This window comes from Pedobacter sp. HDW13, from assembly GCF_011303555.1.
Taxonomy (GTDB): domain Bacteria; phylum Bacteroidota; class Bacteroidia; order Sphingobacteriales; family Sphingobacteriaceae; genus Pedobacter.
Window position 1 is genome coordinate 1,505,334 of record NZ_CP049868.1, and the last position, 22,104, is coordinate 1,527,437.

A 22,104-nucleotide genomic window follows, 5' to 3' on the forward strand; every position below is an offset into this window, starting at 1 on the left:
ACAATTTATGAATAGTGAATTTTATCAGTCTCCTAAGTCGAGTGGTTTCATGCGGCTTTTTTGGAAAGCAGCTGGAGCTGACCGGTTTATTTTAGAAAGAAGCACCTACGGTGATCAGATCAAGTATGTTTGCCTGGGTGGCATTATTATCGCAACTGGTGTAATGGCTGCAATTGCAGGAGGTTATGCATTTTACACCATTTTTGCCCCAAAAGGAAATGCAATAGATTCTTTCAAGGCAGTTGAAGGTATTGCTAGTAATTATGATCCAACACATATCCCTACTGCATTAATTTCAATTGTATTTGGATTAATCTGGGGTGCAATTATATTCAACATTGATCGATTTATCATTACAAGTACGGGCAAAGGTGATGGAACAGAAGCTATTACCAGAAAAGAATTGGTTGGTGCACTTCCTCGTATTGTAATGGGTGCCATTATTGCCCTAACTATCTCAAAACCCGTTGAGATAAGAATGTTTAAAACGGAAATCGATGTTGCTCTACATGCTAAGCAAATTAAACAAGAACAGGCATATAAAGCCGAAATTGAAAAAGTTGCTAATGGGGAGATTGAAAAAAAACAGGCTATAATCAGAGAACAGCTTAACAGAATTGCCAGATTAGACAGCATAAGTACGGTAAGAAAAGCAGACATAGCTTATGAAAATTCGCATGGCGGTTGCTCTTTTAAATGTACTGAATTCAAAAATCAATTGGCCTCAAATCAGGCGGAAGTTACAGCAATTAAAGGTGATCCTGAATTTATAAAGGTGAAAAAGGATCTCGAAACTTTAGAAACGGACAAGGTAAATAAATTAAAAGAAAGTGGAAAAGTTGCCGCTGGATTAGATGGTTTACTAGAAAGAATAAAACTAGCACATGAAGAAGCCGGGTGGGTAATTTCCTTGTTTGTGACGCTGTTATTTATGACAATTGAATTAACACCCATTTTTTTCAAATTAATGCTCATTAAAAGTCCTTATGACTATATGGAGGAAAATATTAAGGAATTGATTAAAGCTGATAAGGGTATAGAAATACAACATAATTTCTATCCTGACGGCGAGGGAATAGAACGTGATCTTGTTATCAATCATCAGGTGTTAAGAATCCTGAAAGAGAAAATTCTACTATTGGAAACACAAAGTGCCTTAAGTAATGAAGCAATTAATGCATGGAAGCATAAAAAGCAAAATGATATCAATACGAATCCTGAAGCATATTTAAGTGAAGAGTAATGGCTAAACAAAGATATGCGAGATTTTGGAGTAGGCGATCAATAGTAAGCCTAATTGGAATTGATTACCCAATATTAGAAAAATCGGAGCTGGACAACTTCTTCAAGTTCCTGATTGCAGGATCTTTAGTAATAGGAATTTTAATAATAAGTTTTTGCTCCGTATTCTATGCTTTTGATTTAATGTTTGATATGTGGCATGCTGAGATTCTGCTCTCCTCATTCTTTTCGTTAATGTTTTTTACCATTTATATATTTCTAATACAAACATTTTCAAAAGAAATATTTCCTACAGCTTATAAATTCAAATTTTTTAATTTATCTAATTTGTCTAGAATAGGCTTTGTTTTAATGATTGGTTTTTTAATTGCGCAGCCAATTAAAATATTTTTATATAGACATCAATTAAGTATTGATCTACAACAATACAAGAGAAAATTGTACCAAGAGTTTTCCAGAGAAAATTCTAGCTTATACTCTTCAGATATTATTAAACTTAGAAATGAAAAAAATAATTATCTGTCAATGGCCAAATCTAAAACGTTAGATAGTGAAATAGATAAGATTGATGCAGCAATATTTAAAATAAATCACCAGATCAATTTGGCAAACATTCTAGCTAATGAGAAAATTTCAAATTCAAATTTTTTCATCAAACGAATAGAGCTTGCTAACAAATATCCAGGTACAACCTTAATTGTAATTTCAATACTTGCACTTTTTTTTACTCCAATATTATTAATTTATTCAATTTCTGGTACAAGTGAATATTATAAGCTTAAGAAAGATAATGATAAAAAACTTGTTCTTTCAGAATATTTTCTTTTTAAACAAAAATATGCGCAGCTTTTCAAGAAAGGATACGGAATCGCAGATATTAACTTTTACGAACCATTCTCTGATCCACCATTTAATACGAGAAAGAAAACTGAACCTGAATATTTAAAGCAAGAAGATTTTTTTAATAACCTGCTAAGTAATGAAGGATTTTAAAAAGGATTATTATAAAATTTTGGGGCTTCATCCATCCGCCAGTGCTGATGAGATTAAACTTGCATATAGAAAGCAAGTAAAAAAATATCACCCAGATATAAATCCCAGTAATTCAGAATATGAAAATTTAATTAAAGATATTATTGAAGCGTATGAAGTTCTTGGAAATAAAGATGAACGGTTTGTTTATGACCAATATTTATTGGATAAAAAAGTAAAGCAAAAACAGGAATCTACTTCTGGGGTTCATGTCAATAAAAAAACTTATACTAAAACCTCTACTAGATCAAAAGAAGAACGAACATATTTAAAAGGAAAAATCTTTATTAAGTATTGCGGTAAGCATGATGAAAGAGATGCGGAAAATATTTTAAGAGAAAGCTTTTATAGATTAAAGATTACACAAACCAATGCTATAATTGAGCAAACTTATAAGGAACGACCATCTGAAGAACTACTGAAAATCTTCGCAGATAATAAACCTTTAAATTTAAACATCCAACAGCCCGTAAGCTGCCAGATTCTTAATAAGAATAAGGTAATCGAGAATTATAAATTGGAACTTATTAATCTGACTGTTCCCAATCCAGAAATTATAAATGTTACTAAACATGAAGACGAAAGCTTTGGAACTTTAACAGGAACATTCTATTGTTATATAAGAGAAATAAAAACCTTTGAAGAGGAAATCACTGTGGAAGAATGCTTTGGTGAAACCGGAGAATCTGAACATAAGGTTGAAAATGGTATAAGTTATTTCAGAAAAAGATACTACAATGCAGACTGTAGTAAATACTGGGGTAATTGGGTTCCAGAAATAGCCAAATCTAACACTGAATATAGCGGAAGGACGCAAACTTCGGGTAACTACACAAGGTATGAACATATTTATAACACAAGCAAGTCAACCCAGTGGAGTAATTGGAAATATACGCCTAGAGCCATACCTGAGAATAATGGTTGTTTGGGTTCTTTAGGGAATATCATAGGAATCGGTTTTGGAATCTTATTTATATTGTTCTTAATTCCAAGACTTGCTTTCCTCTTACCATTTATCTTAATACCTTATCTGTTAAATTTATTACCTATAAAATTTTTGAACTGGATTTTTAAAATCGCCTTTATTTTGTTCGGAATCTTATTTTCTTTAGCCTTAATATCCTCAATACTAAAAGATAAAAATAAAAGAACTGAACACGTAGTCAATAAACCAAAAACCGTAATTAAAAAACCAAGATATACACCAGTTGTAAACCCCAGATCTTCAGATCACTCAGATCAGATTGTAGATACTTTAATTTCCAACCAAATGGTTTGGGAAGATTATAATGGTAAAACTTACGAGGGAATTTTTTCAATAAAAAAAAGTGCTTTAAACCAAGCACATTCGTACAAGCAAAATCTAGATATTGCGGGCGATAGTGAAAATAATTATGACAAAATAATTTTTTCACTGAAAGAGAATGATAAGTACAAATTATCTGGATTATATTCTATGTTCGACTCCATTAGAAAAGCGAATAAATCAAATCCAATGGAATTTGCTGAGATAATAGTTTCATTTGTACAGACCATTCCTTATACAATAATTCTTCCCAATGATTGTGACGCACGATATTATCAGGATGAATTTACTACAAAATATCTTTCTAGTCCTAATGCCAGGTGTGATGGTTTCGAAAAATATGGTATCAACACTCCTGTAGAATTTGTTGCCAATTTGAATGGTGATTGTGACACAAGAACATTGTTTCTTTATATGGTACTCTCACATTATGATTATAATGTCGCTTTATTGAGCAGTTCATATTACAGCCATTCGATTCTAGGTATAAACCTGCCCTATGATGGGACTGCTTTCGAATATAATAACCAAAGGTATGTTTTCTGGGAGACAACAGTAAAAAACATTAAACCTGGTGTTCTTTCTGATGAAATTTCAAATACAGATTACTGGCGCATTTCTCTAAAATCAAAATAATATGAACTCATTAAAACTAATCACAATTTCAGTATCGGTTATCCTATCCATTCTACTGCTACTATTTATCATTCACTTTTTTACAAAAAGGTTTAAATCAAAGCTTAATAATGATGGAAGAATCAAGGTCTCATTTGGAATATGGTATGCTGCACTTTTTTTAACTGGCACAAACATAATTTCTGTAGTAATAAATACTGTAATTGAAGTTATAGATAATCTGACTAAAATTAACCCAGCTAACTTTAGTCTTCAATTAGTTAAATCAGTATCGTTAATTATTGGTGTGGGCTTTATCTGGTTTTTTGTGTGGGTCTTTGTGACTAAGTTTCTAATAAAAGTGATTAAACTAAAAGTAGATGAGCATCAGGAAATGGAAGATGATAACTTTAATTATTTTATCATTAAAGCCGTTATGCTAATTGGCTTAATATTTAGCTTATCACCATTGTTGAGTGAGCTATTGAGAACACTTATTCCAAGTATAGAACTACCCTTTTATCATTAATAATGATAAAGTAATCACTAAATAACACATCAAATTTATGAAAAGACCACTTCTTATATCATAATCGCAATATAATATCAAACAATGATTACACGAAAAATACTACTCTAACTGCTTGCTTACCAAAATATTCTTAAATCATCTAAAATTTAATCAAATGAAAACGTCCCTCATCATCCTCTTCTTTTTAATTAACACCACTTGCACCGATTCCACAACAGTGTATATTTGCAACAGCAATAGCGCAAAAAAATATCACCTCAAATCAGATTGTAAGGGATTAAGCACCTGCCAGCATAAAATTTTAAAAACAACATTGGAAAAAGCAAAAAACGACGGAAAAACATTGTGTGGATGGGAAGATTAATTTTACTGGGTTTTATTTTATGTTTTCAATCGGTTTTTGTCAGTAACCAGGGCGTTTATGCTCAGGCTCCCGATTTAAAGAAAAGTATTTTCATTGCCAGGGTAATCCGAATTATGGATGGCGATACCATGGAAATTCTTTACCAAAACACACCAACAAAAGTACGTTTGGCGCATATAGATTGTCCGGAGAAAAGAGGTAAACAACCTTTTGGCAACAATGCAAAGAAAGCTTTATCTGATTTATGTTTTGGGCAAAATGTAACGGTTTATGCCGAAAAGTACGACCGCTATCGCAGGTTAATTGCCGTAGTAATAAACAATAAAAAACAGGTAGTAAACCAGGAAATGATTAAGCAAGGCATGGCCTGGCACTTTAAAAAATATTCTACCAACCCTGTTTATGCCCAACTGGAAATAACCGCCAGAAAAAACAAAGTGGGATTATGGAAAGAAACCAACCCCACGCCACCCTGGGAATGGCGAAAATCGAAACACAACAGCCAGGTTACTGAAAGTATTTCGAAATAAAAGGAGTAAGAAATAAACCAGCTTAGTGCTTTGCTGTTATTACCTTTGAACAACATTCCTTTTATATGAATAAAGCCATTTCTATTTTTTGGTTCCGCCGCGATTTACGCTTAACAGATAATGCCGGATTTTACCACGCGCTAAAAAGCGGGCATCCGGTTTTACCACTCTTCATTTTCGATAAAAATATTCTGGATAAACTGCCGGAAGATGATGCAAGGCTAACCTTCATTTATCAAACTATAGAAGACTTAAAAAAGGAACTGCAAAAACATGGCTCAGACCTTCTGGTTAAGTATGGTACACCCGAAAAAATCTGGACGGATATTTTAGCCGAATACGAAGTAGCAGCAGTTTACACGAACCACGATTACGAGCCATATGCCCGCGAACGAGACGATAACATGGCCGAGTTTTTAACCAGCGAGAAAATTGCTTTTAAAACGTATAAAGACCAGGTTATTTTTGAAAAGAACGAAATTTTAAAGGCAGATAAAACACCTTATACCGTTTTCACCCCTTTTTACAAGCAGTGGCATGCCAAATTAAATCCATTTTATACCAAAGCCTACCCCACTCAAAAATATTATAAAAATCTATTGCCTTGCAAAAACCTTCCTTTACCTTCATTGAAAGAAATGGGTTTTGCCAAAAGCAAGCTCAGTTTCCCTATAATTAGTTATCAAAGTAAACTGGATAGTTACGCCCAGCAACGCGACTTCCCGGGCATAGATGGCACCACCCATATCGGTTTACATTTACGTTTTGGCACATTAAGTATCCGCAAGGCTGTACGTGATGCCATTGAAGCAAAATCGAATATCTGGCTTTCTGAACTGGCCTGGCGTGAGTTTTACATGACCATTCTTTGGCATTTCCCTTATTCGGCTGCCGATTCGTTTAAAAAGCAATACGACAAAATTAAATGGCGAAACAATGAGGATGAATTTAAAGCCTGGTGCGAGGGCAATACCGGTTACCCGATTGTGGATGCAGGTATGCGACAATTGAATCAAACCGGTTGGATGCATAACCGCGTGCGTATGATTGTAGCAAGCTTTTTAACCAAACACCTGCTTATTGACTGGCGCTGGGGCGAAACTTATTTTGCCGAAAAACTTTTAGATTACGAAATGGCCAGTAATGTAGGTGGCTGGCAGTGGGCTGCTGGTTCTGGTAACGACGCAGCTCCGTATTTTAGGGTGTTTAACCCTGAGCTGCAAACCAAAAAATTCGACCCGAAATTTGAATACATTAAAAAATGGGTGCCAGAATTTGGCACAAAAAAATATGCCCAACCGATAGTTGAGCATACTTTTGCAAGGGAAAGGGTTTTAAAAGTTTTTAAAGAGGCTTTAAATTAATAATAAACAGTTGGGGCATCGGGCACTCCTCCGGTTGTAAACCGAGCTGTACCTGTAACCGAGTTACACGGCCCTGGAAAAGATGGCATATTATAGATTACTGGTCCATTTACCCCTTGATGAGGGCCAAAACTACCATTAAAGCTATAAAATGGAACACCATTATTTGCTGAGGTTGTAAACTGTAAATTAGTTCCGTTAGAGTAATAGTCGGTTTCATTTGAGCGCCATCCGCCAAAAGTTTTTTTAAGCTCCTGGAGCACCGAAAAGTACAAACGTGGCGAGCCAAAAGCCACGAGATGCTCTGGTGGAGTAAATTCATGCCACAATTCGATATAAACACGCCTTTTATTATCTCCATTATATAAAAGTCTCTGAGATAACATTCCATTATTAAAGCTTTGGCCAGGAGGAGGCGCAATAGATAGCGTATTATTTGTAGTCATAAGCATCCGTTTTACAGGAACTACAGTCATATCAGATGTATTTTTTAGTTCAGATTCATTTCTGTGAGCACCTGTATAAAGTATTAAACTATTGGCTTTTGTATACTTTCTAAATTGATCTCCAACTTTAAATTCACCTAAGGTGTTCATAAAAATAGCAGAATATGGTGTCCCTAGTTTAAATGTAATCGAACTATCTGGCCTTATTGTAACCACTTCAGAATACTTCTTTTGAAATAAATCAAAAGCTTTTGAATCGTTAACCTCGGAGTACTCTTTTTGAATATTATTATACAAACTCCTATAGGAGGTAAAACCCTTAAATGAAGTTTCCCATGCTTCTAGTTGTTTAGGACTATAATTCGAAATAATAGTTCCAATTGAATCAAAAGCTTTTTGATCTCTGAATTTTAGATATCCATTTTCAATGCTTACAGCGTTTGTTAAAAGCTTTTCTTCAGGTTTTTTAACGTTTGCATCCTTTTTACAGGAACTGACCGAGATTACGGCTAATATAGATAGTATTAAGCAGCGTAAATTAAATTTGTTTTTCATAATTAAATTGTATGTTTTACCTTACTAACTAGACGTACAACTAAAAAGTAAGTTTCAAAAAATGTCGATTGAAAAATCGTAGAATGTAAAAAAATATATCACAAAAAAAATGCCCAATGGATATTGGGCATTTTTATACAAATTTTTGAAAAGCTATTCTAGTTGGTAACGCTTACAATTTCAATATCGAAATCTAATGGTATTCCATTTCCTAAATCAGATGGAATAATTAAACGAAGTTTTCCTCCAGCAGTTACTTTACCAGGCAATATTAATTGCCAACCCTTATATAAGTTACTTAAAATATCTGTTATCTGATTTGAGGCTTGCGGGATCACAGAGCCATCCAGGTATCTTACAGTATAGTTTGCTACGATTGAAGAGTTAACATTAATTATGTCTGACCCAGTACCTGCCGTGCTTATACTATAACGTGCCCTCGATGGGTCTTTTATCATTGTTAATTTATTGTTAGCAATAAATTTTTCTATCTCATACTCATCAACCTCATGTCTTTTGGTTTGAGAATATATACCTAAATCAACAATAACGTTTTCGTTAGAACCTATATTTAATAAACTTAATCCGTTTTTACCGAAAGCCATGTTTGAAGGCATAATCAAAGTACCTTTACCACCTCTTTTCAGTTTGGATAATACTTCTCTTACTGGTTTAAAAACATAGTTAACCGTGTTACTATTAATTTTAAATTGATCGGTGTAACCCAAAAAAGTACCAGGAATCATTAAATCAGATGTTTGATTTAATACCTGACCTGATAATGTTTTAAAAGTATAAGAATAGTATACCGAATCAGAATTCTTAATTACATCACCTGTTCCATCAGTAGTAACTTTATAATAGTAGCCGGTGGCATCTTTCTCAAAACTTAAATTATTCTTTTTCAGGTAAGCCTGAATGGCCGCATCGTCTATAGTTTCAATAGAATCATACTCTTTTTTACAAGAGCTGAAAATCACTGTAGCCAATAAAAGTGCAAACAGGCTAAGTTGAGTAAATTTGTTCATTTATTATTGTACGTCTGTAAGTGTTATTGTAAAATCGAGCACTGAATTTGCCGGAACTGAGCTTGAGGGCGATTGTGTTCCATAAGCATAATAAGAAGGAATAATTAACCTGATCTTGCCTCCTTTTTGTATTCTCTGAATTCCTATTTGCCAGCCTGCAATCACATTTCCTAACGAAAATGAAGTAGGAGTACCTTTTGTGCTGTCGAAAATGGTTCCGTTTAACAACCGGCCTTCGTAATCGGCAGTAATTTTGGTTGAAGCCAGATAGCTTACACTACCTGATCCGGGCTCAATAATCTGGTAAAAAATACCGTAAGAATCCTTAATCGCGGTAATATTGTTAGCTTTAACAAAAGCACGAATCGCAGTTGTATCTGCCTTAAACTGCGGTACCGGATCGTAGTCCTCTACCGGCGTGTTCTTTTTACAAGCAGCAAAGCAAGCTGTAATACAAACTAATAGGATAATATATTTAAACTTAGCCATCACCCGCAAAAATAAGCTTTTAATGCGGATGCTACAATTTTTAACCAATTTTAACAATTTAAGGGGCATGAAGTTCAAAGCAGTTAGCCCAAAGCAGCTTAATTAATAATATCAGCCCTGCTTTAAACTTTTGCCTCAACCTTTATTATTGCTGCTTATTGTGTATTAGAAAGCTGAATGGTAAAATCTAACACCGAGTTACCTGGAATTGGACCTACCGCACTACTTCCATAACCTAAACCTGGCGGAACGATTAATCTGATTTCGCCTCCTTTTTGTATTTTAGGAATGCCAATTTTCCAGCCTTCTATTAATTCGGCCAGATTAAAGGTTTGTTCTTTACCGCCGCCATTATCGAAAACACTGCCATCTAACAAACGGCCTTCGTACTTAATGGTAATTTTAGTATTGGCCGGATAAGTAAAAGAACCTGTGCCTGGTTTAATGATCTGGTAATATAATCCCGATGCATCTTTAGTTGCGTTGATATTGTTCTTCTGGATAAATTCGGTAATCTGCTTTTCAGGATCCTCGTCTTTTTTACAAGCTGAAACTGTAACTATAGCCAAAAAGAGCAGGGTAAGCAATCTAAGTTTAATCATGCGCGAAAGTAAGGTTTTAATATCATAAAGTAACAGCCCATTCTTTTTTGAAGCGCAATTTTCTAGCCTTTCGCAACCTGTAATCCTGTTTTACATTTTTAACTTTTGTCATACTGAGCGTTAATTTATTTTATAAAAATCAATATAAATGACAGCCCATTTCAGGGTCGTCATTGCGAGGTACGAAGCAATCTTACTACTATGGGTGGGAAAAAGCATTACTTCAGTTTCAACTAGCGATCGTTGTAAGATTGCTTTCCCGATTAAGCGGGACAGGCTGTCGTTCCTCCTCGCAATGACGGTTCTTCTATTGGCTCCGTCAATGGTAAGCTTCTGTAAAACAAGGGTAGCCTTTAGACCAGGAGCAAGGGCGCCAGGATTAAGCTTTTCTAACAAAAAAGGTTAAGTGCTTTATACACTTAACCTTTAAACCCTCAACCTGCTAACCTTTTACCTTAGAAGATATATTTGTTTGCTTCAATTAACTGTTGTGCTACTCTTTGGCGTGCATCTTTAACATTAAATGGCTCCATTTTGGTAAAGCGGCGTAAGCCAACCAGCATCATGCGTTGCTCATCCCCTTCAGCAAAAGCCCATAATGCTTCTTTACCTGCTTTGGTAATGCCGTCAACAGCCTCTACCAGGTAAATCCGCAATAAATCAAGCTGACCTGCAACTGCTGCTTCGCCACGCATGGCAACCAGTTTTTCAGTCCTCAACAAGGCAGATTCGGCCACATACACATAACTGGCCATATCGGCAATATTCATTAAAATTTCCTGCTCTTTACTTAAAGTCATCATCAGTTTCTGTACCGCAGCACCAGCCACCATTAAAGTCGCTTTTTTCAAGTTCGACAATACTTTTTTCTCTGCAGCAAACAAGGTGGTGTCTTCTTCTCCAAAATCCGGGATACTCATCAGCTCAGCAGCAACTGCCGTGGCCGGAGTCATCAGGTCTAACTCACCTTTCATGGCGCGTTTAAGCATCATATCAACCGTAAGCAAACGATTAATTTCGTTGGTACCTTCAAAAATGCGGTTAATACGGGCATCGCGATAGGCCCTGTCCATCGGTGCATCGGCAGAGAAGCCCATACCACCATAAATTTGTACGCCTTCATCTACTGCATAATCCAACGCTTCCGATCCCCAAACTTTTAAAATAGCGCACTCAACTGCAAACTGCTCAACCGATTTTAATCTGGCTTTGCCCGATTCCATTCCACCGGCAACCAGCTGATCGTAGGTATCATCAATATTTTGTCCGGCGCGGTAGTTTGCCGCATCAACAGCATAAAGTTTCGAAGCAATTTCTGCAATTTTATAACGAATAGCACCGTATTTAGAAATTGGTCTGCCAAACTGAATCCTTTCGTTCGAATAATTGATGGCCGTACTTAATGTCGCTTTTGAAGCCCCAATTGCCGCAGCCGATAATTTAATACGACCAATATTTAAAATGTTCACGGCGATTTTAAAGCCGTTCTCTCTGTCGCTCAACATGTTCTCAACTGGCACAGCACAATCGTTAAAGAACACCTGGCGGGTTGATGAACCTTTAATACCCATTTTATGTTCTTCGGGGTTCATGGTAATGCCACCAAATTCTTTTTCTACAATAAATGCGGTGAGGTTTTTATCATCATCAATCTTTGCAAAAACGATAAAAATATCTGCAAAACCACCGTTGGTGATCCACATTTTTTGACCGGTAATGATATAATGTTTACCGTCTTCGCTCAGTTTGGCTTTGGTTTTACCCGAATTGGCATCCGAGCCTGAATTTGGCTCAGTTAAACAGTAGGCTGCTTTCCACTCGCCCGAACCCAGTTTTGGAATATATTTTGCCTTTTGTGCTTCGTTACCGTAATACAGGATAGGTAAAGTACCAATACCGGTATGTGCAGAAAGTGCAACGGCGAAAGAATGTCCTGCGCCAACTACATCAGCAACCAACATAGAGGTATTAAAATTCTTACCAAAACCGCCGTATTCTTCAGGCACTGAAACACCTAAAATACCCAGCTCGCCTGCTTTGGTAAGCAACGAAGGCATTAACTCGGGATCTTCCTGCTTGTCAATTTTATCTAAGTTCGGATAAACCTCTGCCTCCAGAAAATCGCGACAGGTTTGTGCAATCATCTGCTGCTCTTCATCAAATTCTTCAGGGATAAATACTTCCTGATAAGTGGTATCTTTAATTAAGAATTCGCCACCTTTAATTGTCTTTTTTTCAGTTGTTTCCATTGTTATGAGATTTGAGAAATGAGATTTGAGATCTGAGACCTGCCCAAATTCAAACCCAAATCAATTAGTTTATATATCAGACATTAGATGTGAGATTATCTAACTTCTCTTGTCTATAAAAGTTCAAATATCCCGCAGCGCCTTGCCCGGTTCCTACGCACATGGTAACCATTCCGTATTTTTTGTTTTGTCTTTTAAGCTCGTTCAAAATCTGCACTGTTAATTTTGCACCTGTACAGCCCAGCGGGTGACCTAATGCTATTGCCCCACCATTTACGTTAATCACATCAGGGTTTAAATCCAGGGTTCTGATTACCGCTAATGATTGTGAAGCAAAAGCCTCATTAAGTTCAATCAAATCGATATCTTCTTTTTTCAAACCAGCTTGTTTCAATGCTTTTGGAATGGCTTCAATCGGACCAATCCCCATAATACGTGGCGGAACACCTGCAACACCGTAACTTACCAATCGCGCAATAGGCTCGGCGTTTAACTCTTTCATTTTCTTTTCCGAAACTACCAAAACAAAGGCTGCCCCATCTGAGGTTTGAGAAGAATTACCTGCTGTTACGCTTCCAACGGCATCAAAAACCGGTTTCAGTTTCGCTAGTTTATCGAGTGTAGTATCTGCTCGCGGACCTTCGTCGGTATCAACCACGTAAGAACGGGTTTTCTTTTTCAGGTTGGCATCCAGGTAATTTTCGTTTACCGTAATGGGTAGCAAACCATCTTTTAAATGACCGTTTTTTATCGCATGAACTGCTTTTTCGTGCGATTTTAATGAAAAGACATCCTGATCTTCGCGACTTACCTTATACTCTTTGGCTACTGCTTCGGCGGTTAAACCCATTCCCCAGTACCAATCCGGGTTATTTTTAGCTACTTCGGCATTTGGCACCAGTTTCCAGCCACCAAAGGGCATACCACTCATTACCTCTACACCGCCTGCTATAATACAATCGGCCATTCCTGCCTTAATTTTCGCTACAGCGGTGGCAATGGTATCTAAACCTGATGCACAATACCTGTTAACGGTAACACCCGGAACTTTATCAGTATCTAAGCCCATTAACGAGATCATGCGGCCAATGTTTAAACCTTGCTCAGCCTCTGGCGTAGCGTTACCTACAATCACATCGTCTATCTGTTCGTTATCTAAATTCGGAACCGAGGCAACCAAAGCCCTGATTACTTCTGCAGCTAAATCGTCGGCCCTTGTGAAACGGAATACACCGCGGGGTGCTTTACCCACTGCTGTACGGTATCCTGCTATTATATATGCTTCCATTTTTTTAAGATTTGAGATCTGAGATTTAAGATTTGAGACCTGCTCAAATGATAAATTCAAATCGTTTATTGTTTACATTTGAGATATAAGATTTGCGATGCTAGATTTGAGACCTGTTACGTTCTCGCATCTCAAATCTAATCTCTCATACCTAATTACGCAACGGTTTCCCTTTTGTAATGATGCTCTGAATCCGCTCCAACGACTTTCTTTCACCTGCCAGCGATAAAAAGGCCTCTCTTTCCAGATCGAGCAGATATTGTTCGGTAACTTCTGTAGGAGCAGATAAATCGCCACCACACATTACATAACCCAGTTTCTCGGATATTTTCTTATCGTGTTCAGAAATGAAATGACCAGCGTACATGCTGTTTGCACCGGCATAAACAATACCCAAACCTTGTTTACCTAAAACTTTGATATCATTGCGTTGAACTGGTTTGGTGTAACCTGCATCGGCCAGTTCAATGGCTTTTGCTTTTGCATCGGCCAACAAGCGATTGCGGTTCATAGAAATTGAGAATTTATCTTTTTGCAAATAGCCCAACTCATACGCCTCATAACCCGAAGTAGAAACTTTAGCCATACCAATGGTTAGGAAACGATCTTTCAGGGCATTCTGCACAATCTGATCGTCTTTATATTCATCAGATGCACGCAGCGCAAACTCTTTGGTACCACCACCACCAGGAATTACGCCCACACCAAATTCTACCAGTCCCATATAGGTCTCTGCCGAAAGCTGAACGTGATCGGCGTGTAAGCTAAATTCGCAGCCACCACCCAATGTTAGGTTATGTGGCGCAACCACCACCGGAATAGAAGAATAACGAATGCGCATTGAAGTATTCTGGAACATGCGGATCGCCATATTCAATTCATCCCACTCCTGCTCTACCGCCATCATAAAAATCATTCCCACGTTGGCACCAGCCGAGAAATTAGCTCCATCATTACCGATTACTAAACCGCGGTAATCTTTTTCGGCCATATCAATGGCTTTATTGATTCCCGAAATTACATCGCCACCAATGGTGTTCATTTTAGTATGGAACTCTACATTCAGAATGCCATCGCCGAGATCGATAATAGAAATACCTGAGTTTTTCCAAACCGTTTTATTTTCTCGAAGGTTGTCTAAGATGATAAACTCATCGGTACCCGGTAAAGCTTTATAAGTTTTAGATGGAATATCGTAATATTTTTTAACGCCATTTTCTACCTTGTAAAACGAAGTATTTCCGGCAGCAAGCATTTCGTGTACCCAGGTTGCAGCTTTATTTCCATATTGCTCCATGCCTTCCAGCGCTTCTTTAACACCTACGGCATCCCAAAGTTCAAATGGCCCAAGCTCCCAACCGAAACCTGCACGCATGGCATCATCAATGCGGTAGAGTTCATCAGAAATTTCGGGAATCCTGTCTGATACATATTCAAACAAGCCAAAAGAAGAGTGGCGGAACAATTCGCCGGCTTTATCTTTTCCTTTAGCAAAAATCTTCATCCGCTCGCGCAGGTTTTCAACCGGCTTGGTCATTTCTAAAGTGGCCGATTTTACTTTTTGCTGGGGTTTGTATTCCAGCGTTTTTAAATCGAGCGCCAGAATTTCGGTTTTACCATCTGCCGATTTTGTTTTTTTATAAAAACCCTGCTGCGTTTTATCGCCCAGCCATTTGTGCTCTTCCATTTTTTGCACATAAGCCGGAAGCTTAAACAAATCATGCGCTTTATCATCTGGGCAATTATCGTAAAGACCTTTGGCCACTTTAATCATGGTATCTAAACCCACTACATCCGAAGTACGGAAAGTAGCCGATTTAGGTCTGCCTAAAGCTGGCCCGGTAAATTTGTCGACTTCTTCTACAGTTAAATCAAGTTTTTCTACCAGATGCAACAGCGCCATAATCGAGTATACACCTACCCTATTAGCTATAAATGCTGGGGTATCTTTACACAAAACAGTGGTTTTTCCCAAAAATTTATCGCCATAATGCATTAAGAAATCAACGATTTCGGGTTTGGTATGCGGCGTTGGGATAACTTCGAGCAATTTGAGGTAACGTGGTGGATTAAAAAAGTGGGTTCCGCAGAAATTAGCTTTAAAATCTTCGCTTCTGCCTTCGGCCATTAAGTGAATAGGAATACCCGAAGTGTTCGAAGTAATTAAAGTGCCCGGTTTGCGGAACTGCTCTACCTGTTCGAAAACCTTTTTCTTAATATCCAGATTTTCGACAACTACCTCAATTACCCAATCGTAACCCGCTATTTTCGACATATCATCGTCGAAATTTCCGGTTTTGATTTTATTTAATGCTTTTTTGGTATAAACCGGCGATGGATTTGTTTTAACAGCTGTTTGCAAAGCGGCATTTACAATCCGGTTTTTTACAGCTGGGTTATCCAGCGCTAGTCCTTTTGCCTGTTCCTCGGGATTCAGCTCTTTTGGGGCAATATCCAATAGCAAAACCTCTACACCAATATTGGCGAAGTGGCATGCAATACGCGACCCCATAATACCTGAACCCAAAACAGCAACTTTATTAATGCTTCGTTTCATTACTTTATATATTTTTCTTTAGGTCTGATTAAACCTGTACAAAGTGAATTTATTTTGCTCCAGATTATATCCTGATTAATCAACAGTATAAGCTACCGTAATCTCATTTAGTTTTATCAATAGATTAATGAATGTTTCCTTTTCTTTTTTGGTGAAGTGCTCATCCAAATACTCGTTAAATTTGCGTACAACACCCTTAGCCAGTTGTTTTTTTTCTTTACCAAAGTCAGTCAGGAAAATTTTTACAGAACGTTTATCGCCAACGGATGTTTCGCGATAAATGAGATTAGCCTCTTCCATATTGTTTAACATGCGCGAAAGGCTGGTGGCTTTAACGCCCAGCAGGGCAGCAAGGTTAGAAACAGCAGTACCCTCTTCGTCGTTAATGTTAATAAGCATATAACCAATAGCCTGTGTAATACCAAAACTTGAAGCCATTTGGTTATATTTATTGAACATGTTTTGCCAGGCAAACTTAACATGGTAATCTATTGTTTGTTGTTGTTTCATTCCTTAATTTATTATGCTTGCATAACAAAGCTAACGAATGTATTTTGTTAATGCAATAGAAAAAATCAAAATAATTGTCAAAATTTTCTTATAATCGAAACACACAAATGAAAACGACTTAATATGCCAAACTTGAAGCACCTCCTCCTGTTCTGCTCCTTCCTTTTATGGGGCTTGATTTGTAAAAGTCAGGTATCTTACTTCGGTAATTTGGCTGCCAATAGCCAGAAACTGGAGGTTTTTAAAAAGACAACGACCTTTTTTACCCTGCAATATGCAGATTATGCCGAGCTTGAAAAATTTGATAAGGCCATTAAAAAAATCTGGACCATTACGCCTTATAAAATTATTAAGCCCGAAGAACTATCGCGCTACGATACAGTGGCCAATTATTCTTTTTTCTATTTTGATGGCTACCTCGAAAAAACAGATAGTACAGCGATGGCAAACATTGTATATACATTAAAACTGATAACACCCGGTAAAAAACCAAGAATAAAGGAAGAAAGTGTATTGGCAACGGTTACCCTGTTCGCCGACAGATCGACCAATATGCTGGTTGAAATACAAGACAAGCAGTATGGCTCACAAAAGAACATTAAAAACTATCTTTTATCGAACCTCTACAACAAATCGCATTTCCAGAATTGGTCGCCGGGCTTTTTAAGCGGTTATTTAAAACAAATTAATGATGGATTACTGGCTGCAGAAAACCGTGGGATAGATTACCAGTTTTACAATAAAGTACGTTTACCCGAACTGGCAAAAGAAACCTTGTATATTCCGGAATATATTAGAGCAGAATTTTCGTCGAAACTGGCACTTTTACCACAGTCGGGCGTTGTTGCTGAGCCGTACAATTACAAGCTGAAATTTTTATCCAACAAGGATCTTGATAGCTTAATATTAAATCAGAATACACCTGTTAAATATGTGATTTATACGCAACGATCTGATGATAAAATTATCAGCGTTTACGACAGTAAGGATAATCAGATTATTTACCAGCGATTTTACCCGAATTTACCAAATTTTGAGATGAACGATTTAAGTGAGAGTAAAAAAAGGATTCTATCGATTAAATAAATTCGATTTTTTGTTTTCAACTTTAAAAATAATCTCAAAAAGATGACTATTATTGGCGCTTAAACCAAACGCAAAGCGCTCGTATGAAGTCAACTAAGAAACTGCTTATTATAGCAGTCTGCCTATGCTATTCTTTAAGCCTGGCAGCCCAGGTAACTTTTAAAGGAAAAAGTGATATTAATGATGAAGAACTTAAAACCTTCAAAAACACCATTACACTTTTCACCCTCCAATACAAAGATTACACAGAACTGGAAAATTTTAATGAAGCAATCAAAACAACCTGGACTGTAACGCCTTTTTTAATTATCAAACCTGAAGAATTGGGCAAATATATTGGAAAGCCCGGTTATTCGCTCTTTACATTTAATGGATATATACAAAGTTCGGGCAATACAACAGTTATTCGGTTCTTTTATTCTTTAACGATGCCTTACTTTAAGAAGAATGGTAAACAGGGAGATGATATAAATTTGGGAGATATTACCGTTTACCCTGATAACAAAACCCTTTTTGCAGCAATTGGTAATCCATTTAGCTTTAAAGGCGCTAAAAAAAGAGAAGAAGAAATGATTTCCTTTTTATACAATAATGCATTACTTTATAATTGGTCGCCAGGTATGTTGAAAGGCTATCTAAAGCAGTTGAATGAAGGCATCATTTCTAGAAAAGAGAGAAAAATGTTCTTTGAGATGGAAGATAAAACTAAGCTCACTTCTTTGGCAAAGGATACACTTTATGTCCCTGATTATGTTAAAATAAAGTTTAACATGTTTACCATGTCAGAAAAAGTTGATGAAGACAAAGATCAGGATCTTTCAGAAGCTTATAATTATCCGGTTAAATTTGTTCCTGTTAAAACATTAAATGAACTGATCTTAAAAAAGGGATCTAATGTTAATTATCTTGTTTTTACCAAAAGTAGTTCAGATAAATTTATTAGCATATATAACAGCTACAGTAGTGAGATGTTGTACCAAAATTACACACCGATTTCTTTTAATTTCAAAAATAGCGACTTAACAAAAATCAGGAGATTGATAAAGTAACCATTTTTGGAAGCCAAAAAAGTCCCGGTTTGCACCGGGACTTTTTTATTTTCATTTAAAAACAGGCTAGTAAAGGGTAAACTCTACACGGCGGTTTTGTTGACGGCCGGCTGCTGTTTTATTGGTAGCAATTGGCTGGCCCATGCCATAACCCGTAGCTTCAATACGTGATGCATTTGCACCTTGCGATACTAAATAGGCTTTAACAGATTCGGCTCTGTCTTTCGATAAACGTAAGTTCAATTCTTTTGAACCGGTATTATCGGTATGACCAGCTAATTTTAAGCTAAAGTTTTTCTCAATTAATAAAGCGGCAACCCTGTTTAATGATGCATAAGATTTAGAGCGAATAGTAGCTTTACCTAAATCAAATTCAAGATTTTTAATCGCTTCGTTAACTACCTTACGGTCTTCTTCGGTTACGATTACTTTTTCTACTACTTTTTCAGGAGTTTTTAACGGACAACCTGCTCCATCTACTACAGTACCAGAAGGCGTATTCGGGCATTTATCTAATTTATCAGCAACACCATCACCATCCGAATCTTTAAGCAAATCGATCATTTCTGAACGTAGTTTTGCATTCTCAGCTTTCTGTGCATCTAAATCACTTTTTAAACCTTCAGCAGTTTGTTTTGCACTCACCGCTTCATCATAAGTTAAAGCAACCGGATTGTGGAAAGCCAATTGTTTTCCGCTACCTAAAGCAAACTCCAAACCGGCATAAGCGTAGTTGTATTTGTCATTTCCTCCTCTGTAATAACCATCTAAGTTATCGCCATCAACAAAATTGATGGTCCAGCCTAAATCGAAGTTAACGGCATCTGAAATTCTAAACTTGGCACCTAAACCAACCGGAATAATTAATTCCTGAATGTTTTTGTCGCCAGCGTACAAAGAAGTACCTGCTGCAGTGGTAATGGTAGGTTTATAACCTGCAATACCGGCACCTGCCGAAGCATAAAGCTGTAATGCATTTTCTTTCTTAAACATATCGATGTTAAACATGTTTACTACTGCATTTAAACTTCCTGAATAAGCCAGTTGGGTATCGAAAGCTTTTACCGGCGAATTGTTTACCACACCACTTTCGTATGGCTCGGTATTATCGCCTTTTAATTTACCGCGTACTCCATCTAAACGAAGTGAGAAATAAGGAGTAATCTGTTTTTTAATGTACAGACCATAACCGAAACCAGATTTGTTGTTACTAAAGTCGTTTTTGCCACCAAGTGGAGAAAGCGGAGTTAATACACCCGCGTTAACACCGATAAACCATGTTCTGAAAGTAGCTGAACTTGCCGGTTTTTCCTGAGCAGAAGCAGCCGATCCGATAAGCAATCCAGCTAAAGCAACTGGAAGCGTTCTTAATAGTTGTAATTTCATAGTTTTTATATATAACGTTGAATAAGCGTTATTTAACTATTGCAATAGTTATACCAAAACCTACAAGCAAGTAAAAATACTTCTCCACTTTTCCACAGCTTTAAAGAAGAAAAGGTATATTCAATACTTGCCTTACGTTATTTAATGTCGCCCGCAAATTTCCATCGGGTACTGAAATTTTCGGGCAGTTGCTGGTTAGTTAATAAAGCCCTTACCATTTCTACCGGCATATTGTTTTCGTGCAATATACGATCGTGAAACTGAATATTTGTCATTTTACCACTTTGTACCAGTTCCTTATGTAAAGCTCTGAACTGGAGCCCGCCTAACATGTAGCCAATTTGGTAAAGCGGCCCGTAACCTCCGGTAAAAGACCGGCGTACTTCGGCTTCAGCATTGGCACGCTCAAAACCTACCCGATCTACCAAAAAGTCGATACATTGTTTAGGTGTCCATTTGCCCAGATGATAGTTCATCGAAAAAATGATTCGTGCGCACCGGTGCATGCGCCAAAAAAGCATCCCGATTTTATCTTCAGGAGATTTCGGAAAATTCTGGTCCCAAAGCAACATTTCCCAGTAAAGCGACCAGCCTTCGGTCCAGAAAGGTGTACTAAACACTTTACGGTAGGGCTTGTACCTGCTTTGCATAAAATATTGCAGGTTATGCCCCGGAATAAGCTCGTGAAATACTACTGCCCTTGAAAAGTGCCTGTTGTTACCTCGTAAGGTCATCATTTTGGCCTTTTCGCTCATGTCTTCTGTCGGGTAGGCAATCAGCACAGATTCTCCACCAAGGAAAAACGGGGCAAACAATTGCTCTTTCGGGGTTAACATCCTCATTTGCCACCCCTCTTTAGCCAATGGCGGAATGGTAATCAGGTTATGTTTTTCTACAAAATTGATGGCTTCATTGGCCAGTTCGTAAACCAGTTCTGGTTGTTTGCCCAATTCCGGATAATCGGTTTTTACTTTTTCGAGCGCTTTTTTCCAATCGTTGCCAAAACCCATTTGTTGCGAGGCTTTGAGCATTTCGGCATCACACCAGGCAAACTCCCTCATGGCAATGGCTTCAATCTGTTCGGGCGTGTAAGCAATCATTTCATCTTTTAATTTGCTTAATAAGACTGGCCGGCCTATCGGATTACCGATAATACCGCTACCATCATCTGCCGCATTAGAAGGTCTGGCCATTTTACCCAGTACATCGGCATAAGCCTGCAAAGCACCTGTTACTTCCGGGTAAACTCCTTTTGTAGCTTTAGTAAATTGTGGGTCATAACCATCGTAAAATTTATAAGCTTCGGTAAATACTGCTAAATATTGATTTACGGTTTGCTGTGCCCAGGAAGCCTGCACTGGCGTAATTTCCAAATTTTTCTGTTCTACGGCCTTTGTGGTTTTCCTGATATCTTCGCGCAGCTGTTCAAATTGTTGTTGCATAGCTTTGCCATCCTGCTGTTGACCAACTCTACGCTTTGCCTCAAAATCAATCAATGTTTGGGCAAAAGGCAAGGCAAAAATGCTGGTTTTAAATTCGGCATAGTTCTGTTGCAAACTGGCCGAATCAGAACGGATATCGCGTTTGAGCAAAATATAATCTACCCTTTCATTTACCGTGAGTTTGTTGAAAGGTAGGGTACTTAACTGTTTCTGCCAACCCGCATAAAATTGTGTCATCCGTTTAAAATATTCTTCCGCACGCTTGAAGTTATATTTCCGGTTAAACATGTTTTTGTCTGACTGATATTGGTTAATCAGCGGACTTACCAGACTGGCCTCATTGGTTTGGGCCTGTAAGTTTAAGGTGATTGTTAGAATTAAAAACAGGAAGTATAGTTTGCGCATAGCAATAGATGGTTTGGGTTAGCTGTT

Annotated in this window: 18 protein-coding genes; 8 read left to right on the plus strand and 10 right to left on the minus strand. The window is 37.3% G+C overall.

What is annotated here, in order from left to right; genetic code table 11:
* Nucleotides 1-7: 7 nt before the first annotated feature.
* The 6 genes from G7074_RS06270 to G7074_RS06295 all read left to right on the plus strand — a co-directional run bounded on the left by G7074_RS06270 (nt 8) and on the right by G7074_RS06295 (nt 6,985).
* Nucleotides 8-1,243, plus strand: coding sequence for a DUF4407 domain-containing protein (locus G7074_RS06270; RefSeq protein WP_166207472.1), 1,236 nt, complete (start codon nt 8-10; stop codon nt 1,241-1,243).
* Complete coding sequence (locus tag G7074_RS06275) at nt 1,243-2,235, plus strand: DUF4407 domain-containing protein (protein WP_166207475.1); 993 nt, start codon at nt 1,243-1,245, stop codon at nt 2,233-2,235. The genes G7074_RS06270 and G7074_RS06275 overlap by 1 nt, the downstream gene beginning before the upstream one ends.
* Nucleotides 2,222-4,216: a J domain-containing protein gene (locus tag G7074_RS06280; RefSeq protein WP_166207478.1), complete on the plus strand. Its 1,995-nt coding sequence runs from the start codon at nt 2,222-2,224 to the stop codon at nt 4,214-4,216. Before G7074_RS06275 ends, G7074_RS06280 begins: the two co-directional genes overlap by 14 nt.
* A 1-nt stretch (nt 4,217) precedes the next feature.
* The gene (locus tag G7074_RS06285) at nt 4,218-4,724 is read left to right on the plus strand and encodes a hypothetical protein (RefSeq protein ID WP_124560475.1); all 507 of its coding nucleotides are present in this window, start codon (nt 4,218-4,220) and stop codon (nt 4,722-4,724) included.
* Between the two features lie 354 nt (nt 4,725-5,078).
* Nucleotides 5,079-5,621 carry a thermonuclease family protein gene (locus G7074_RS06290; protein WP_124560477.1) on the plus strand — a complete coding sequence of 181 codons (543 nt, stop codon included), beginning with the start codon at nt 5,079-5,081 and terminating at the stop codon, nt 5,619-5,621.
* A 65-nt stretch (nt 5,622-5,686) separates the two neighbouring features.
* Nucleotides 5,687-6,985, plus strand: a complete 1,299-nt coding sequence (locus G7074_RS06295; RefSeq protein ID WP_124560478.1) for a deoxyribodipyrimidine photo-lyase — start codon at nt 5,687-5,689, stop codon at nt 6,983-6,985.
* Here G7074_RS06295 and G7074_RS06300 read toward each other — a convergent pair.
* The 8 genes from G7074_RS06300 to G7074_RS06335 form a co-directional block, all read right to left on the minus strand.
* Nucleotides 6,982-7,986, minus strand: a complete 1,005-nt coding sequence (locus G7074_RS06300; RefSeq protein WP_166207481.1) for a hypothetical protein — start codon at nt 7,984-7,986, stop codon at nt 6,982-6,984. The two genes, G7074_RS06295 and G7074_RS06300, sit on opposite strands and share 4 nt — an antisense overlap.
* A 158-nt stretch (nt 7,987-8,144) precedes the next feature.
* A complete protein-coding gene (locus G7074_RS06305; RefSeq protein WP_124560480.1) occupies nt 8,145-9,014 on the minus strand; it encodes an FKBP-type peptidyl-prolyl cis-trans isomerase in 870 nt (289 codons plus the stop codon).
* Between the two features lie 3 nt (nt 9,015-9,017).
* Nucleotides 9,018-9,503, minus strand: a complete 486-nt coding sequence (locus tag G7074_RS06310; protein ID WP_166207484.1) for an FKBP-type peptidyl-prolyl cis-trans isomerase — start codon at nt 9,501-9,503, stop codon at nt 9,018-9,020.
* A gap of 155 nt (nt 9,504-9,658) precedes the next feature.
* The gene (locus tag G7074_RS06315) at nt 9,659-10,105 is read right to left on the minus strand and encodes an FKBP-type peptidyl-prolyl cis-trans isomerase (protein WP_124560481.1); all 447 of its coding nucleotides are present in this window, start codon (nt 10,103-10,105) and stop codon (nt 9,659-9,661) included.
* A 455-nt stretch (nt 10,106-10,560) separates the two neighbouring features.
* Nucleotides 10,561-12,354 carry an acyl-CoA dehydrogenase family protein gene (locus tag G7074_RS06320; RefSeq protein ID WP_124560482.1) on the minus strand — a complete coding sequence of 598 codons (1,794 nt, stop codon included), beginning with the start codon at nt 12,352-12,354 and terminating at the stop codon, nt 10,561-10,563.
* A gap of 76 nt (nt 12,355-12,430) precedes the next feature.
* Nucleotides 12,431-13,642, minus strand: a complete 1,212-nt coding sequence (locus tag G7074_RS06325; protein ID WP_166207486.1) for an acetyl-CoA C-acyltransferase — start codon at nt 13,640-13,642, stop codon at nt 12,431-12,433.
* A gap of 151 nt (nt 13,643-13,793) precedes the next feature.
* The gene (locus G7074_RS06330; RefSeq protein WP_166207488.1) at nt 13,794-16,199 is read right to left on the minus strand and encodes a 3-hydroxyacyl-CoA dehydrogenase/enoyl-CoA hydratase family protein; all 2,406 of its coding nucleotides are present in this window, start codon (nt 16,197-16,199) and stop codon (nt 13,794-13,796) included.
* 75 nt (nt 16,200-16,274) lie between these two features.
* Complete coding sequence (locus tag G7074_RS06335; protein ID WP_124560485.1) at nt 16,275-16,709, minus strand: MarR family winged helix-turn-helix transcriptional regulator; 435 nt, start codon at nt 16,707-16,709, stop codon at nt 16,275-16,277.
* A 132-nt stretch (nt 16,710-16,841) separates the two neighbouring features.
* Between G7074_RS06335 and G7074_RS06340 the strand changes: the two genes are divergently transcribed.
* Nucleotides 16,842-17,795 carry a hypothetical protein gene (locus tag G7074_RS06340; protein ID WP_166207490.1) on the plus strand — a complete coding sequence of 318 codons (954 nt, stop codon included), beginning with the start codon at nt 16,842-16,844 and terminating at the stop codon, nt 17,793-17,795.
* A gap of 83 nt (nt 17,796-17,878) precedes the next feature.
* On the plus strand, nt 17,879-18,844 hold the full coding sequence (locus G7074_RS06345; protein ID WP_124560487.1) for a hypothetical protein: 966 nt from the start codon (nt 17,879-17,881) through the stop codon (nt 18,842-18,844).
* A 66-nt stretch (nt 18,845-18,910) separates the two neighbouring features.
* Here G7074_RS06345 and G7074_RS06350 read toward each other — a convergent pair whose 3' ends face one another.
* The gene (locus G7074_RS06350; RefSeq protein WP_166207493.1) at nt 18,911-20,230 is read right to left on the minus strand and encodes a DUF6089 family protein; all 1,320 of its coding nucleotides are present in this window, start codon (nt 20,228-20,230) and stop codon (nt 18,911-18,913) included.
* Nucleotides 20,231-20,367: 137 nt separating this feature from the next.
* Complete coding sequence (locus tag G7074_RS06355; protein ID WP_124560489.1) at nt 20,368-22,077, minus strand: DUF885 family protein; 1,710 nt, start codon at nt 22,075-22,077, stop codon at nt 20,368-20,370.
* Between the last annotated feature and the right edge of the window lie 27 nt (nt 22,078-22,104).